Source organism: Vibrio celticus, assembly GCF_024347335.1.
Taxonomy (GTDB): domain Bacteria; phylum Pseudomonadota; class Gammaproteobacteria; order Enterobacterales; family Vibrionaceae; genus Vibrio; species Vibrio celticus.
On the sequence record NZ_AP025464.1, the window covers coordinates 1,926,162 to 1,940,253 of the forward strand.

Annotated in this window: 17 protein-coding genes; 8 read left to right on the forward strand and 9 right to left on the reverse strand. The window is 44.2% G+C overall.

The window, feature by feature from the left end; all coding sequences use genetic code 11:
* The first annotated feature begins 27 nt into the window (after positions 1 to 27).
* The gene (locus OCV19_RS24450; protein ID WP_065676773.1) at positions 28 to 1,134 is read left to right on the forward strand and encodes a 1-acyl-sn-glycerol-3-phosphate acyltransferase; all 1,107 of its coding nucleotides are present in this window, start codon (positions 28 to 30) and stop codon (positions 1,132 to 1,134) included.
* Between the two features lie 129 nt (positions 1,135 to 1,263).
* Here the strand turns inward: OCV19_RS24450 and OCV19_RS24455 are convergent, their stop codons facing one another.
* The gene (locus OCV19_RS24455; protein WP_065676774.1) at positions 1,264 to 1,863 is read right to left on the reverse strand and encodes a hypothetical protein; all 600 of its coding nucleotides are present in this window, start codon (positions 1,861 to 1,863) and stop codon (positions 1,264 to 1,266) included.
* Positions 1,864 to 1,966: 103 nt separating this feature from the next.
* Here OCV19_RS24455 and OCV19_RS24460 point away from each other — a divergent pair, with 103 nt between their 5' ends.
* The gene (locus tag OCV19_RS24460) at positions 1,967 to 2,263 is read left to right on the forward strand and encodes a YnjH family protein (protein WP_065676775.1); all 297 of its coding nucleotides are present in this window, start codon (positions 1,967 to 1,969) and stop codon (positions 2,261 to 2,263) included.
* A 36-nt stretch (positions 2,264 to 2,299) separates the two neighbouring features.
* Here OCV19_RS24460 and OCV19_RS24465 read toward each other — a convergent pair whose 3' ends face one another.
* Entirely contained in the window at positions 2,300 to 2,599 is a 300-nt protein-coding gene (locus OCV19_RS24465; protein ID WP_065676776.1) for a YfcZ/YiiS family protein, read from the reverse strand.
* 530 nt (positions 2,600 to 3,129) lie between these two features.
* On the opposite strand from OCV19_RS24465, the gene OCV19_RS24470 reads away from it, so the two are divergent.
* Complete coding sequence (locus tag OCV19_RS24470) at positions 3,130 to 3,591, forward strand: TetR/AcrR family transcriptional regulator (RefSeq protein WP_004731875.1); 462 nt, start codon at positions 3,130 to 3,132, stop codon at positions 3,589 to 3,591.
* Positions 3,592 to 3,987: 396 nt separating this feature from the next.
* Here the strand turns inward: OCV19_RS24470 and OCV19_RS24475 are convergent, their stop codons facing one another.
* From OCV19_RS24475 to OCV19_RS24500, 6 genes are all read right to left on the reverse strand, one after another.
* The gene (locus OCV19_RS24475; RefSeq protein WP_065676777.1) at positions 3,988 to 4,770 is read right to left on the reverse strand and encodes a heme ABC transporter ATP-binding protein; all 783 of its coding nucleotides are present in this window, start codon (positions 4,768 to 4,770) and stop codon (positions 3,988 to 3,990) included.
* Positions 4,770 to 5,807, reverse strand: a complete 1,038-nt coding sequence (locus tag OCV19_RS24480) for a FecCD family ABC transporter permease (protein WP_065676778.1) — start codon at positions 5,805 to 5,807, stop codon at positions 4,770 to 4,772. Before OCV19_RS24480 ends, OCV19_RS24475 begins: the two co-directional genes overlap by 1 nt.
* A 106-nt stretch (positions 5,808 to 5,913) precedes the next feature.
* Entirely contained in the window at positions 5,914 to 6,834 is a 921-nt protein-coding gene (locus tag OCV19_RS24485; protein ID WP_065676779.1) for a heme/hemin ABC transporter substrate-binding protein, read from the reverse strand.
* A 149-nt stretch (positions 6,835 to 6,983) separates the two neighbouring features.
* Positions 6,984 to 7,397: an ExbD/TolR family protein gene (locus OCV19_RS24490; protein ID WP_065676780.1), complete on the reverse strand. Its 414-nt coding sequence runs from the start codon at positions 7,395 to 7,397 to the stop codon at positions 6,984 to 6,986.
* A complete protein-coding gene (locus OCV19_RS24495) occupies positions 7,394 to 8,095 on the reverse strand; it encodes a MotA/TolQ/ExbB proton channel family protein (RefSeq protein WP_065676781.1) in 702 nt (233 codons plus the stop codon). The genes OCV19_RS24490 and OCV19_RS24495 overlap by 4 nt, the downstream gene beginning before the upstream one ends.
* A 2-nt stretch (positions 8,096 to 8,097) precedes the next feature.
* Complete coding sequence (locus tag OCV19_RS24500) at positions 8,098 to 8,904, reverse strand: energy transducer TonB (RefSeq protein WP_065676782.1); 807 nt, start codon at positions 8,902 to 8,904, stop codon at positions 8,098 to 8,100.
* 161 nt (positions 8,905 to 9,065) lie between these two features.
* Between OCV19_RS24500 and hutW the strand changes: the two genes are divergently transcribed.
* From hutW to OCV19_RS24520, 4 genes are all read left to right on the forward strand, one after another.
* Positions 9,066 to 10,475 (forward strand): heme anaerobic degradation radical SAM methyltransferase ChuW/HutW, encoded by a 1,410-nt coding sequence (hutW, locus tag OCV19_RS24505; RefSeq protein ID WP_065676783.1) that lies wholly within the window; start codon positions 9,066 to 9,068, stop codon positions 10,473 to 10,475.
* Positions 10,476 to 10,523: 48 nt separating this feature from the next.
* Positions 10,524 to 11,045 (forward strand): heme utilization cystosolic carrier protein HutX, encoded by a 522-nt coding sequence (gene hutX / locus OCV19_RS24510; RefSeq protein WP_016784265.1) that lies wholly within the window; start codon positions 10,524 to 10,526, stop codon positions 11,043 to 11,045.
* 155 nt (positions 11,046 to 11,200) lie between these two features.
* Complete coding sequence (gene hutZ / locus OCV19_RS24515) at positions 11,201 to 11,731, forward strand: heme utilization protein HutZ (RefSeq protein ID WP_004731858.1); 531 nt, start codon at positions 11,201 to 11,203, stop codon at positions 11,729 to 11,731.
* Between the two features lie 113 nt (positions 11,732 to 11,844).
* A complete protein-coding gene (locus OCV19_RS24520) occupies positions 11,845 to 12,405 on the forward strand; it encodes an ATP:cob(I)alamin adenosyltransferase (protein WP_065676784.1) in 561 nt (186 codons plus the stop codon).
* Positions 12,406 to 12,498: 93 nt separating this feature from the next.
* Here the strand turns inward: OCV19_RS24520 and OCV19_RS24525 are convergent, their stop codons facing one another.
* Positions 12,499 to 13,413, reverse strand: coding sequence for a chemotaxis protein (locus tag OCV19_RS24525; RefSeq protein ID WP_065676785.1), 915 nt, complete (start codon positions 13,411 to 13,413; stop codon positions 12,499 to 12,501).
* Positions 13,414 to 13,694: 281 nt separating this feature from the next.
* Between OCV19_RS24525 and ppiC the strand changes: the two genes are divergently transcribed.
* Positions 13,695 to 13,976: a peptidylprolyl isomerase PpiC gene (gene ppiC / locus OCV19_RS24530; protein ID WP_258185064.1), complete on the forward strand. Its 282-nt coding sequence runs from the start codon at positions 13,695 to 13,697 to the stop codon at positions 13,974 to 13,976.
* The last annotated feature ends 116 nt before the right edge of the window (positions 13,977 to 14,092 follow it).

The window sequence follows — 14,092 nt, forward strand, 5'->3', positions numbered from 1 at the left end:
CCAGCTTTTTATTATATGAATTAAAAAATGACCTCTCCAACCGATCCATATGTTGATATTCGTCCTTACGGCGATGATGAAATTCCAGCGGCACTAAACCGTCTTATTAATGATGAAGAATTTATCAGTGCAATCTTGCACTACCGTTTTTCAAACCATGCGTCTTGGTTCAAAGCATTAATGAGCCCGATTTTGCGTGTGTACTTAAAAATGAAATGGAGCAAGCTGACTAGCGTTGAATCCATTCAGATTGAAGTGAAAAAGTACTTACGCGACACGTTAGCGAAAACCACTAACGGTGTGACGTACACGGGTGTCGAGTCACTGGATGCGAACCAAGCTTATCTGTTTGTATCAAACCATCGTGACATTGCTATGGATCCTGCGTTGGTAAATTACGCTCTGCATCAAAATAATCATCAGACTTGTCGCATCGCTATCGGTGACAACCTGTTGAAAAAGCCATGTGCGACTGAATTGATGCGTTTGAACAAGAGCTTCATCGTAAAGCGTTCTTTGAAAGGACCGCGTGAGATGATGAAAGCGCTAGGGCAGTTGTCTTCTTACATTAAGCACTCTCTAGAAACAGGCAACTCAATCTGGATCGCTCAAAAGGAAGGTCGTGCGAAAGACGGTAACGATTTTACTGAGCCAGCAATCTTGAAAATGTTTCACGTTGAAGGACGTAAGCAAAAAATTGCTTTCCCTGAATACGTGAAGTCATTGAAGATTGTTCCTGTGGCTATTTCTTACGAGAACGACCCATGTGACACGGCTAAAGCGATAGAGCTTTTCGAGAAAGACGTAAACGGCAGTTACGAAAAGGGTGAGTTTGAAGATATCGAAAGTATCATTCAAGGCATCATCGGTAATAAAGGACGCGTTCACGTTGGCTTCGGTCAGGTTATCGACCAAGATTTTGATACCCCTGAAGCGCTTGCTGAAGAGATCGATCGTCAGATCCACGATAACTACAAACTGTTTCCAGTAAACTTACTGGCAGCAGAAAAAGAAGATGAGTCGATTACAGCGGTAGTTAAGCAAGAGTTTGAAGCTAAACTATCGAGCCTGCCACAAGGTGCGCGTCAGTACTTGATCGATAGCTACGCGAACCCAGTGAAGAACATTGGTTAACGAGAGTTAGTTGATTAGCAACTTGATTGAATTGAAAAAGGAGCCTTGGGCTCCTTTTTTGTTTCTGAATCGCTACTTGCTGCTGCGATCGAGCATTTACGTATTAGAGCAATAGAGCTTTAGCCTGAATTAGCGAGCGACTGCGCCACCGAGCTCTAGATTGGTTGGCCATGTGGTTACGGTGTTGCCGCCCAGATAGATGTTGCCTTTGACTGTCATGGTCTCGGGGAATGTTGTAATCCCAGAACCGCCTATATATAAGTTACCATCAACCACGATCCCGTTGGGTAGCTCGGTTAAAGGAGTGCGGATCACGCTCAGATCGCCTTTCACTCTAAAGCCATTCGGTAGCCTTTCCAGTGGAGTATCGGTGAGGTTAATAAAGCCGCCCACTCTTACACCTCTTGGCCAACTGGTGATTTGGCTGCCAATTAAGTCGACGTAACCTTTTATCTTAACCCCGCTCGGGACTTGAGCGAGTTGGCTGTTAGAGCCTTTTAGGCTGCCGTTCACTTCTAACCCTTTGGGTAGGCGTGTGATCGCAGTGTTCTCTATATTGAGATTACCATCTACCACCAAGCCAGTTGGAAGTGATGTATAAGGCTTATTTCTTAGATATAAGTTTCCGTAATTATCGAGATGGTTCAATATTTGATAGTGATCGAGTGGTTCAGCACTGACATTTGTTATGGTTAAGGAACCAATAATAAGTGCAATTATTCTGAGCATAACAAGCTTCTTATTACGATAGACGTTTACACTATAATGGAAAAATTAATCTCGCATAGTGTTTTACCCATTTGGCGGTAGATTAACGAGGAATGGAGCAAAGATGATAGGTAAATCAATGATTAGAGTAAATATACTAATTGTTAAGGTCTTTCTGATAGCCGCTTCAGTGTTTGGCTCAATGTCTGCGAGTGCCAATAAAGTAATTTCAACGCCCGGTAAAGCTGCGGTAGTGGTGACACAAGGCAGTCAACAGCAACGAGTTTGTTATTATGATGACAAGGCTTATAGTATTGGGGCAGTGTTAGAGGTGGGGGGCGTAGTGATTCAGTGCGCTGCAGAAAATGATTTTGAGCAAAATGGGTCACTGGCTTGGGTTCAATTAAAAAAAGACGAGTAATTCACTCGTCTTTTAATAAGAATATAAATGCTTATATTAACGCGCTAGAGAGCGAGTCTTAAGTTCAAAAATAATCTTCTCAGCGCTAACTTCAAATTTAAAGCGAGCGCGCAACTCTGTGCTTTCTTCAGTCATCTCTGATGCTTCGAACTCAACGTTGCTAGACACTTGTTTAGCAAGTTCAACATACTTAGCAAACTCAGCTTCAATCAGTGCTTTTGAGTTTCCGTAAACCGTTACTTCAGCAACATCGTCGCCTTCTTTAATGATGAACCCGATTTCGCCTGCACAGCCGCAAGCCTCACATACATCGTTGTTACCAATATCTTGGCTCATAAATAATCCTCTTACAAAGTCTGAGGTTATTCTAACGAGCAATTTGAACTGTATCTACAAAAATTAAAACCTTTGAACTAATTTATACTGGTATGCTATGTTGTTTGTTAAGGTGTTTAATGAATATCTACATTCGCGCCGCCAAATATGTGTGTGATTTACCTCACGTTTTGTTTAAAAGGAATGTTATTAATATGTCAGAATATCATTCACTTAGTTGCGCCAGAAATGATTTTATAAGACTATCTATCGCTTGATAGGTATTTATACAATAAATTTTTCGTTGGGTATTTCATATTCTAAGTAGTTATTTAAACTTATCGACTTAGGATTGTAAGGTGATTTTCGAAGAATAATTAGACAAAGTGTCCAAAGAGGCATCACTGTAAAATTGTTCGTACATAGTATTTGTGTGAATTTAGTTATAAATACTTGCGAAAAAATACCTTGCTCACATAATGCTGATAACGATTTTCATTCTGACTTCATTTGATTGAGTTAGATGGATTTACAAAGAGAAGAGCCTGAATATGCCAAAGCGTAGTAAAGAAGATACAGAAATCACGATCCAGAAAATCATGGATGCCGTTGTAGACCAGCTACTAAGATTGGGTTACGACAAGATGTCATACACGACGTTGAGTCAACAAACTGGTGTTTCTCGTACAGGTATAAGTCATCACTTTCCAAAGAAAACGGATTTTACTGCTGCTCTAGACGGTCGTATTTTCAAGATGTTCATGGAACACATTGACTTCGAAAATGGCCTTGACGCATTTTCAGCTAGCTGGGTTGCAGCACTTGAAGACGCTGAGTTCCTAGCAATCTTACGTTTACTTTTCCATCATATCGTTACTGCTGAGAGCGCGCATGAGTTCGCTGCAAACGGTATTGATCGTCTATACAAGCTGACTGAAACTCAGTTTGGCGATACTAGCGGTAAAGAACTAGAGTGGTTGATTGGTAAATCATTGATTCGTATGAGCCAATAATCAGCACTCAATAAAAGAAGCTCCTGCGGGGGCTTTTTTTGTGCCTGCCGTTTCACTTCTTGTGCGTTTTTCTCTAAATCCCACACCGATGTCGCTGTCTTGTTTATTGATGCTGAATGAAGTTATTTCTCTTCTTTTTATATGCTTACGTTCAAGCCTTGTTTCCCTCTCTAGTGTTAAAAGCTAAGTAACTCTAAAGGGTAGTGTGCATTTCTAGAGCCTCAAACGTTCAAGGTGAGGCGTTTTGGTGTTTGCTGCCATCGTTATTAATAAAATTGAGTTTAAGCCGAGAGAGTAGCTGTGAGCCAATAAAAAAGCCCCGAACAAATCGAGGCTTAGGATTACGTCATTGTTATCAAGAACGAATACTCAAAACGAGTCGCTCCTTAATCGGACTTATTGCGCGGGGTGAACCTGAGGGAAGCTCATGGTCGGGTGTTTTTCTACGATACTTTTGTAACCATACACATCTTCTATCATCGAAGGTTTCAGCGCATCCCAAGGCTTGCCATCACACACCAAATTGCCATCTTTCAATACCACTAATCGATCGGAATACTGCGCGGCTAAGTTGAGATCATGCAAAACTACGATAACCGCGGCATTGTGGTTGTCGGCCAATTCTCTCGCAATCTTTAAGGTGTTGTGTTGGTGGGCAAGATCCAGTGCAGACGTTGGTTCATCAAGCATCAAAATACATTGGTCACCAGAGTGGTGAAGCTGAGTTAACACTCGAGCCAAGTGCACTCGCTGCTTTTCACCGCCCGATAGCGAAGGATAAAGCCTTTCACTCAAGTGAGTCACATCAGCAACATCCATTTTTTTGCTAGCAATGCTGGTCAGCTTCTTGTTGGATTCTTGCAGAGGAATTCCACCAAGCTCGACAACTTCATGTGCCAAGAATGGGAAGGTCAATGTGCTGTGTTGAGGAAGCATAGCAAGGTGCTTAGCTAACTTTTGAGAAGGCCACTTGTCTTTACTGTGTCCAAAATACTGGATATCGCCGTTGCTTGATATCTCTTGGCACAAAGCTTTAAGCAGCGTGCTTTTACCTGCGCCATTTGGCCCAAGCAGTGTGGTTACCTTTCCCGCGTCAATCTCAATAGAAACGCCATCTAATATCACTTTACTGCCGAACTTCACTTCGATATCGGTCGCTTTTAAAGCTGAAGGAAACATTAAAGGATTCTCCCTTTCTGTTGAAATAGTAGATACAAGAAGAATGGAGCGCCGATAATCGCAGTGACAATACCAACAGGAAGTTCAGCCGGAGCAAGTACCACGCGTGAGAACATGTCTGCGGCGGTTAGCAGCAGTGCGCCTAGTACCGCTGATAGTGGCAACAGAACTCGGTGGTCAGGGCCTGCTAACATACGACCTAAATGCGGGATAACCAAACCAATAAAACCAATCATGCCAGACAGGCTAACCGTTATACCAACACCTGCAGCCGTCAGTAGAATCAGCTTTCGTTTAAGCTTTTGTACTGGGATACCAAGGTGTTGCGCTTCTGACTCGCCCAGTAATAGAGCATTTAGAGACATCGCTTGGCGGTAGAAAACAACAAACAAGCCAACGAGCGTGACAGCTGCCAGCAAAATTCCTGACCACTTAGCGCCCGCCAATGAACCCATCGACCACAATGAAAGATCGCGCAGCATTTGGTCATCAGCAATGAAATTCAAGAAGCCGATACCTGCGCCAGAGAGCGCACTGATCGCCACACCTGCCAACAACATTATGGTGACAGAGGTGCCGAATTTGCCCGTGCCCAGTTTATACACCAACAGGGTGGTTAAAGCGCCACCAAGAAAAGCGAACACAGGAACCGCAGCAAAGTTCATGAAAGCAGGGTATTGAAGCGATAGCTCAGAAAAAAGCACGATGGCCAGAGCTGCACCTAGCGCCGCACCAGCAGACACACCAATGATTCCAGGTTCAGCAAGCGGGTTTCGAAACAAGCCCTGCATGACCGCGCCACATAAAGCGAGAATCGCGCCGATTAGCATGCATAATATCGTTCGGGGTAAGCGAATCTCTTGAATCACTAAGTTGATGTGGGGGGCTAAATCATTGTTTGGCTGGAGTAAGCTCGCTGCGCTGTCCGCTAAGCTAATGTTCATTGGCCCAACGGTGATTGAAAACAGTGCGACGAAGACTAGGGTAGCACCTAGGCCTAACATCGATGTTTTCAGCGGGACGGTTCGTAACAACATAAAGGGCCTCAATGTCTATCACCAACTTCAATACTTATCACCGACTTCGCAAAAAATGAGACGGTGATGAGCATTAAGCAAGCAACAGTAGAAATGGGTAGTCGAATTATAGCGGTAGATAAGTTATAGCGGTAGATAAGTTATAGCGGTAGATAAGAGCGTTTAATCGTTTCGCTTCAGAAAGGCTTTCAAGGCCAAGTCCGCCAACCAAAGCACTGCCATTTACGGTAATGATTTGCTTGTTCATGCCTGCAGGCGTTGCCGCTAACATAGGTAGCGATTTCAGGATGGCATCAGCACCGCCCATCTTTTGGTAGCTACGACCGCTGACTAAAATCACATCTGGCTGCATTTCTACCAGTGATTCCATCGACAGTGGCTTGTAAGACGTTAGGCTTTGAGCTGCAGGGTTGATACCGCCAGCTAACTCGATGATTGCATTTGGCGAAGTTTCACCGCCAGCAACGTTCGCAGGACGGCCTTCATGCAGCAATAGGAAAAGTACTTTCTTCGCTTCGTTACTTGGTACTTGGTTCGCTTTCAGTGCAGCAATCTTCTGATTTACTTCAGCTTTAACTTGCTGTGAGTGTGCTTCGGTATGGGTAATCTTGGCGATTTGGTCGATACGTTTTAATAGCCCTTCAACGTTTGCTTCAGTGTTGACGATTTCTACATCGACACCCGCCGACTTCAATTGAGAAATCGCGTTGTCTGGACCCATTTCATCTGAGCCAATCAACGTGGTCGGTTCTAGGGCAAGTAAGCCTTCCGCAGACAGGTTTCGGTGATAACCAATCTTTGGCAGGTTTTCTGCTTGAGGAAAGTGGCTGGTCACATCAATCGCGACTAGCTGCTCTTCAGCACCTAATGCCAAAACCAATTCAGTAACAGCACTACCGGCACTGATGATTCGAGGTTGTTCAGCGTCGTTGGCCATTGCGGGGGCGCTAAGTGCCAGGCTGATTGCTGCCAATGAAAGAAGAGGTGTCTTGGTCTTTAATTTATTGAGCACGTTTAAGTTGTTCATAATAAGTTCTTTATATTTTCTTTTTGTATCGCGAAGATACTCAGTGAGCAGTCCGTTCGCATTGTGAGTTCGAATCGATAGAGAGGCTTAGTTCTGCTTGTTTAGTCTTATCAACCAGAAGCCAAACCTCGTGAAAATTGAGTGTCGCTCTAACCATCGTCCGTGAGCAGTTGAGTCGCTGGTATTCCGTTTTCTTGAAGGAATGACAGCAACTTCACTAGGTTTTCAACGTTGGCGGCTTTGTCCGCGCCAATGATGATCGGCTTTTTATCCGTTGAGCCAGTCTCTTCTAACAGGGCAATCTTGAAGTTTTCCCAGTCGATGTATTCTTGGCCGTTAATTGCCCAGTAGGGTTCGCGGTCTAAAATATTGACGCTAATCGAATCCTTGTGGACTTCAGAAACGTTTTTGACATCCGAGCTTGGCAGCTCAACTTCCAGTGACTCCAGCTTTACCGATGCCGTAAGCAATAGAAAAACCATCACGATAAAAATGATGTCGAGCAGCGGTGTTAAGTCAGGAGCCAGGCTCTGTGTGTTCGATGAGTAGGGCGTTTTAATCATGCTTGGCTCACATCACCGATAGAGGTTTTGTTGAGAGGCTTACCTTGAGTATCATCAGACTGATTGGTTTGAATCGACATGCCTTCTAGCCACACATTCACATAGTTTAGAGTATGTTCTAGCTGAGCAAGCACTCGATCGGCCCATAACCCGAGTAGCTGAGCACCTGAAATAGCTGGAAGCGCAATCATCAAACCCGCAGCTGTGGTTCGCATTGCTAATCCAAGACCGTCTGCCAAATCATTGGGCGTGATGCTGCCTGTTGTCGCGGCAACGCCTTTAAACATCTCAATAAGACCAAGTACCGTACCAAGCAAGCCGATGAGTGGGCTGATCACGCCGATCAAACCAAGCAGCCTTAAACCTGCATGAAGTTGGTGGCGTTTTTCTTGTAGCCAGATCCCAGCAGCATCTTCACGTAACCCTTTTGAGAAAGAGTGGTGAGCAAGCAACATTGACACGCCCTTGTACAGTAGCGGGCGTTTACCTGAAATCGACTGAGCAAGCGCTTCAATCTCTTTACTGTTGGTTGGTGAGATTTGGTTTAACTCGCGACGAATGGCACGTTTGCCCACACCAATGCTGAGCATGACTTGGAAGACACGTTCAGCGATGATCATTGCTGTTAATGCCGAACAGATAAGAAGAGGCCAAGTCATTAAGCCAAGTTGATCTTGTAAGTAACTGATTTGTTGCATGATTAATCCAACCTAAAACGAACAGGTATTTGTACTCGGTGAGCAATAGCTCGACCATTGACAGTGTGAGGTGAGAATTTCCATTGTTTAATGGCATCTAATGCGGCGTTATCGAGCATTAGTGCGCCTGATGAATTTACTAATGCTTGTTTAATTTGTTTGCCTTCAGCGTCTAACCAGATCTCATAAGTCGCGACACCTTCAACGCCACGACGTCTTGCTTGGCGAGGGTAATTCGGTGGGGTAGGACGCGCAGAGAACGAAGGTTTAGTGACCAAAACTGGCTCTTGGTTTGATACGCCTTGATTTACTTCCTGAGGCTGGTTGGCAGACTCGTCCATATTCTTATCGACTTTCTTGTCGGCCAGTTTCTCTGGTTGAGTGGCTGGTTTTGGGCGTTCTTTCTTAACCACCTTTTTCTCAGTTACTGGTTTCTTTTGAACCGGCTTCTTCTCGACAACCTTTTGCTCAATCACTTTTTTCTCAACTTTCTTTGGTTGAGGCTTATTGGTGATCGCTTTTTTCTTTGGAGTTGGCTTAGCTTGCTTTGGCTCAACCGTTTTTGGTTCGACTGATTTAGGTTCGGCTTGTGAGACGGTTTCTTTTATTGGCTCAGGCTCAACTGGCTCTGTGACTGTTTTTTGCTGAGCTTGTGAAGGAGCGCTCTTAGGAGTGAAGTTGATCGATACCGTGTTCGATTGGCTACCTGCAGGCATCGCAAATACTTTGGATTCTTGAGCGACAAACAACAACGCTGCATGAATCACTAACGATGCACCGCCTGCAATAACATATCTAGGAACGTTCACAATCAATCCTTTACCAAATCAAAATTCTGTATCGGATTATTGCCCAGAATCTAAATAAGATCAATTATCAATTGCATTATCATTTACGTGTATTTATGATTCTCTCAGTTTTTAGCGAATAGTCTTCCAGACTTTGCTATGTAAGTGTTTAGAGAGATTATATGAGTCTTAATATTTATAAATTTGACGAATCAATCTTGGGCATTTCTAGCCCTGATCCGCTTCGTTTTGCGTTTGCGAAAAAGCATTCTGCACACGCCGGAGGAAGCTCAATTCCGGTCGACCCCAGTAAGAAGTTAGAACTCTTTGACGAATTGATGTTGAGTGAAGGGAAAAAACAGGATAAGCGTTGCTTGTATATCCACATTCCTTTCTGTCGTGTGCGTTGTACGTTCTGCAATTTCTTCCAAAATGCCGCAAGCCGTAAATTAGTGGATGAGTATTTCGATGCACTGATGGTCGAGCTAAAGCAGAAAGCCAAAACGCCTTGGGCTCAGTCTGGACTATTTCACGCTGTCTATATTGGTGGCGGAACACCCACCGATTTGTCGCCTCAACAAGTTGAGCAGCTGGGTAAAGCGATTCGTCAATATTTCCCACTAGCAAACGATGTTGAGATGACATTGGAAGGGCGCATCAATCGATTTGGTGACGAGATGTTTGATCGTGCGCTTGAAGGTGGCTTCAATCGTTTCTCATTCGGTATTCAAAGTTTCAATACTCAAGTTCGACGCAGTGCTAAGCGCCTAGATGACCGAGAGGTTGTGCTAGAACGTATCAGTTCACTGAGCCGTACAGAACAAGCGCCAATCGTTCTTGATCTGTTATACGGATTACCACACCAATCTATGGAAGTGTTCCAACAAGATTTAGAAGACTACATGTCTACTGGCGCACACGGCATTGACCTCTACCAACTGATTGTTGCGGGCAATGCACCTATGCTTAATCTTGTTGAGAAAGGAAAAATCCCACCGCCTGCGAATACGCCAGACAAGGCGAGCATGTATTTGGCGGGTGTGGAGTTCATGGCAAAAAATAAGGTCAAGCAACTCAGCGTAAACCACTGGACACGTGATAACCGCGAACGCAGCATTTACAACAGCTTAGCGAAAACTTATGCCGAAGTTCTACCCATTGGTTGTGGCGCTGGTGGCAACATAGGCGGTCATGGTGTGATGCAGCATCGAACTTTAGACAGCTACATGGAGTCTATAAAGCAAGGTCAGTTGCCGATTGCCATGATGACGAAACAAAGCTCATTAGAGTCTATCTTCTCAACATCAAAGGCAGGTTTCGATTCTGGTGTTGTTAGAAGAAGTACGCTACCGAGCTTTATGGGACAAGACACGTTTGACTACCTTAAGCCTTTGTTCGCGCATTGGGAAAAGAACGGTTTAGTTGAGCTTTCGGAAGATTATCTGATCCTGACTATTGCTGGCAGCTTTTGGGCGGTAAGCCTAGCGCAGAGTGTAATTCAAGTGCTTAACGCTGAATACCAAGCTATGCATCCAGCGCCTAAAGCGTCAGGTTCGGGCGTACACCCGCATGCAAGTTTGAAGCACGCTTAATATCGAATTTTTAGTTTATAACTTACTCGTTTATACGGAACATATTCAATGACAGATACAACATTAGAAATGACAGAAACTCTAGAACAGCGCGTAGCTCTAATTTTAGAAGAAGAACCAAAACTACTGCCAACAGCAATTGCTGAGAAGCTAGGTGTTTCAGAGGTTGAAGTGGTTGCTGCTTTTCCAAACGACATGGCGGTAATGCTCGATGGCAGCCGTGCTCAAGAGATTCTAGAAGGTTTAGTGGGTTGGGGCCCTGTGACCACTATCGTGCATTCATTTGGTTCTATCTTTGAAGTAAAAGCACCATTCCCGAAAGGTAAAGTAGCGCGTGGTTACTACAACCTGATGGGTAAAGAGGGCGAGCTTCATGGCCACCTAAAACTGGACAACGTTAAACATATCGGTTTGGTGAGCAAGGCGTTCATGGGTCGTGAAAGTCATTACTTCGGCTTCTTCAGTGAAACCGGCGAGAACATTTTTAAGATTTACCTAGGCCGCAACGAAAAGCGTGAGCTTATTGCCGACCAAGTAGAACGCTTCAAAGCGCTAAAGGAACAAGCTTAAGTTCAATTTACAGTAAACAATCAGCAGCAATCTTACATAGGGTTGCCAACTGGCTTAAACAAGACATCAATGTTCGAGGATCGTTTAGTTCGCTAATGTTCGCTCAACCTCGGGCAAAAATAATAAATCAGAGAAAGTGAAGAAAGGAATTACCCATGGAACAGCAAGTAAAACAAGAACGTCTACAAGGTCGCCTAGGTCCAGAAATCAAAGAGTTTCGCCAAGAGCGCCGTACCCTTCAACTTGCAACGGTTGATGAAGAAGGTCGCCCGAACGTAAGTTACGCACCTTTCGTTCAGAACCAAGAAGGTTACTTTGTTCTAATTTCTGATATTGCTCGTCATGCTCGTAACTTGAAAGCGAACCCTCAGGTCTCTTTGATGATGATTGAAGACGAAGAGAGCTCGAAGCAGCTTTACGCACGTAAGCGTTTAACGTTTGATGCTCAAGCAAGTGTTGTGGAGCGTGAAACGGAACTTTGGACTCAAGTGATCGGCCAGATGCAAGAGCGTTTTGGTGAAATCATTGATGGTTTAAGCCAACTTCAAGACTTCTCTCTGTTCAACCTTAAAGCAGAGAACGGCCTGTTCGTTAAAGGCTTTGGTCAGGCATACCAAGTGTCAGGCGATGATCTGGTGGATTTCGTTCATCTACAAGAAGGCCACAAAAAAGTATCTAACGAGTAATCTCGTTTAACCGATTTCTTCAGGAGCCCTCCAATGTGAGGGCTTTTTTATGTCTAAATCAAAGAGTTTGGTATATTGGCGTTTGATGACTATTTATGTGTAAGGATCGGTACGTGAAACCAGTAAGTCGAGATTGGGACGAGTTTTGTTATCCGTTTATCTATGAAGACAGTCCTATCTGTGATTTTGAGATTTTGTCGGATGAACTTTGTTGCCGAGTTGGATTGGTGTTGTCTTTAGAGCTAGAGCCTCAGGTTCGTGAGATCCTGCAACGCTTGCAGCCAAACATCTACCATTTGAATGGCTCTGTGCGCGGTAAGCTTGCCATCACCGAGTCTGAATTGGTCGAGCTCAAGCAAGACTATCATCGTATCCGAGAGCAGCTAGAAGGTGGTTTTAAAGGTTTTGTCTTACCCGGTGGGCACCGAGTGTCTAGTGAACTTCACTTGTGTCGTTGTCAGGCTAAAAAGGTCGTGCGAGCTTTGGTGAGTATTGAACATCATGAAAGCAAAAAGTCGCCAGACCCGATTCTTTTTAAATACGCCAACCTAGTCGCGAACACTCTCTATGCATTGGCCTCTTTTACCAATCATGTCAATGAAGTCGAGGAAGTGGAATTTGTGAGTAAGAGCTATTCTATGCCGAAAAAGTCTATGCCAGATAACAAAGACTAACGGTTAGCTCTATTCTTATTAAGATTTGAAGAAAGAAGAGACTAAGAAGCTAAACCATTGAGCACTATGCTAGGTTTAGCTTCTAAACAGAGCCTAAGCAGCCGTAGAGGCGCCGTTTAAGACTTTTGCACCGCGTAGCATAGCTTCGATTAATTCACCCGCGTTGAACTTCTCAAGCGCTTCATGTGCCCCTACCTGATTAGCACGGTCGACACAGATCTCACTGGATAGTGAGGTATGCAAAATACAGTAAGCGTGACTTAAAGCGCTGTCGTTTTGCACTTCAAATGCAAGCTCATAACCATCTAATCCTGGCATTTCAATGTCACTGACAAGAAGGTCAATCGCTTTGCCCACGCTAGCTTGGCGTCGCATTAGGTCAATCGCATCCAAACCGTTATTACAAATGCTGTAAGGGATGTTGATGCTGTCTAAGGCATCTGATAACTGTTTACGCGCAATCAAAGAGTCATCCACCAATAAGATGTTCAACGCTTTGAGGCGTTCCCTTTCTACATCGGTCAGCATCGGAATGTGCGCATTTTCATAAGCTGGGTAGATCTTAGAAAGCAGCAGTTCCACGTCGAGCATTTGCACAATACGGTCTTCGAAACGTGTAATACCGGTAACAAACACATTGCGACCCACACTGGTGGGTGGAGATTCAATGCTCTTCCAGTCGCATTCAATGATTTTATCAATCGAACGAACCAAGAACGCCACAACCGTTCTCAAACAGTCAGTAACGATGAGTACACAATCTTGGTATTCCGCGGGTGTTATCGGACGGAAGCCAATCGCAGCGGACATATCAATCACTGGAACCGTAAGGTCGCGGATAGTCACTGTACCAATCACGTGATGATGGGAGTAGGGGATCTGAGTCATCGGCTGAAAAGGGACGATTTCTCTGACCTTAAGCGTGCCAATCGCAAAACTTTGAGTGAGGGATAACTTGAACATCAACATTCCCTGTGACTGACTCGCTTTACTGATCGGTTTGGCCATAAGTGGCTCCTACTTAATACGCGCTTAATTTATAAGGATTAATTTAAAGGGAAATGGAAGCCGCAGCAAGTCGCGATGCGGTTTTTAATAGCCTTTAATGCAGTTGTTTTCGGTTATAGAGTGAAGAATAGCGGTTCTTGGGTTAAAATCACGCTAAACGCTGGCTGTCGATGAATTTATGTCGATAAGCCGTTAGCGGCAAACAGATTTACAACAGTCAGTTCATTCGCGATGTTCTAAGCAATCGTCGTAAGTAAACTGGCAGCAACAAACTGAGAATTATCATGGCAAGAACAGCAGCAGCGCTTCATATTTTGGTGAAGCATAAAGAACTAGCAGAAGACATCATGACGCAGCTTAAAAAGGGCGCTAAATTTCAAACGCTAGCGAAGAAACATTCAACCTGTCCATCTGGTAAAAAGGGCGGCGACCTAGGCGAGTTCAAAAAAGGTCAAATGGTGCCTCAGTTTGATAAGGTTTGTTTCTCTGGCGAGACGCTTGTACCCCACCTTGTGAAAACAAAATTCGGTTGGCATGTAGTTAAGGTTCTTTACAGAACCTAGTGTAAGATATGTGTTAGATGGAATAAAAGGAGCGTATATACGCTCCTTTTTTGTGACTTTTTTGCGCGTTTTAAAGTACTACGGTTGAGTGTTCATCCCAGACGTTATGCGATAAT

What these genes read in the sequence shown, in the direction of transcription:
- OCV19_RS24450 (WP_065676773.1), top strand. Translation starts at nt 28, where the DNA reads ATGACCTCTCCAACCGATCCATATGTTGATATTCGTCCTTACGGCGAT.
- OCV19_RS24455 (WP_065676774.1), bottom strand. Translation starts at nt 1,863, where the DNA reads ATGCTCAGAATAATTGCACTTATTATTGGTTCCTTAACCATAACAAAT.
- OCV19_RS24460 (WP_065676775.1), top strand. Translation starts at nt 1,967, where the DNA reads ATGATAGGTAAATCAATGATTAGAGTAAATATACTAATTGTTAAGGTC.
- OCV19_RS24465 (WP_065676776.1), bottom strand. Translation starts at nt 2,599, where the DNA reads ATGAGCCAAGATATTGGTAACAACGATGTATGTGAGGCTTGCGGCTGT.
- OCV19_RS24470 (WP_004731875.1), top strand. Translation starts at nt 3,130, where the DNA reads ATGCCAAAGCGTAGTAAAGAAGATACAGAAATCACGATCCAGAAAATC.
- OCV19_RS24475 (WP_065676777.1), bottom strand. Translation starts at nt 4,770, where the DNA reads ATGTTTCCTTCAGCTTTAAAAGCGACCGATATCGAAGTGAAGTTCGGC.
- OCV19_RS24480 (WP_065676778.1), bottom strand. Translation starts at nt 5,807, where the DNA reads ATGTTGTTACGAACCGTCCCGCTGAAAACATCGATGTTAGGCCTAGGT.
- OCV19_RS24485 (WP_065676779.1), bottom strand. Translation starts at nt 6,834, where the DNA reads ATGAACAACTTAAACGTGCTCAATAAATTAAAGACCAAGACACCTCTT.
- OCV19_RS24490 (WP_065676780.1), bottom strand. Translation starts at nt 7,397, where the DNA reads ATGATTAAAACGCCCTACTCATCGAACACACAGAGCCTGGCTCCTGAC.
- OCV19_RS24495 (WP_065676781.1), bottom strand. Translation starts at nt 8,095, where the DNA reads ATGCAACAAATCAGTTACTTACAAGATCAACTTGGCTTAATGACTTGG.
- hutW (WP_065676783.1), top strand. Translation starts at nt 9,066, where the DNA reads ATGAGTCTTAATATTTATAAATTTGACGAATCAATCTTGGGCATTTCT.
- hutX (WP_016784265.1), top strand. Translation starts at nt 10,524, where the DNA reads ATGACAGATACAACATTAGAAATGACAGAAACTCTAGAACAGCGCGTA.
- hutZ (WP_004731858.1), top strand. Translation starts at nt 11,201, where the DNA reads ATGGAACAGCAAGTAAAACAAGAACGTCTACAAGGTCGCCTAGGTCCA.
- OCV19_RS24525 (WP_065676785.1), bottom strand. Translation starts at nt 13,413, where the DNA reads ATGGCCAAACCGATCAGTAAAGCGAGTCAGTCACAGGGAATGTTGATG.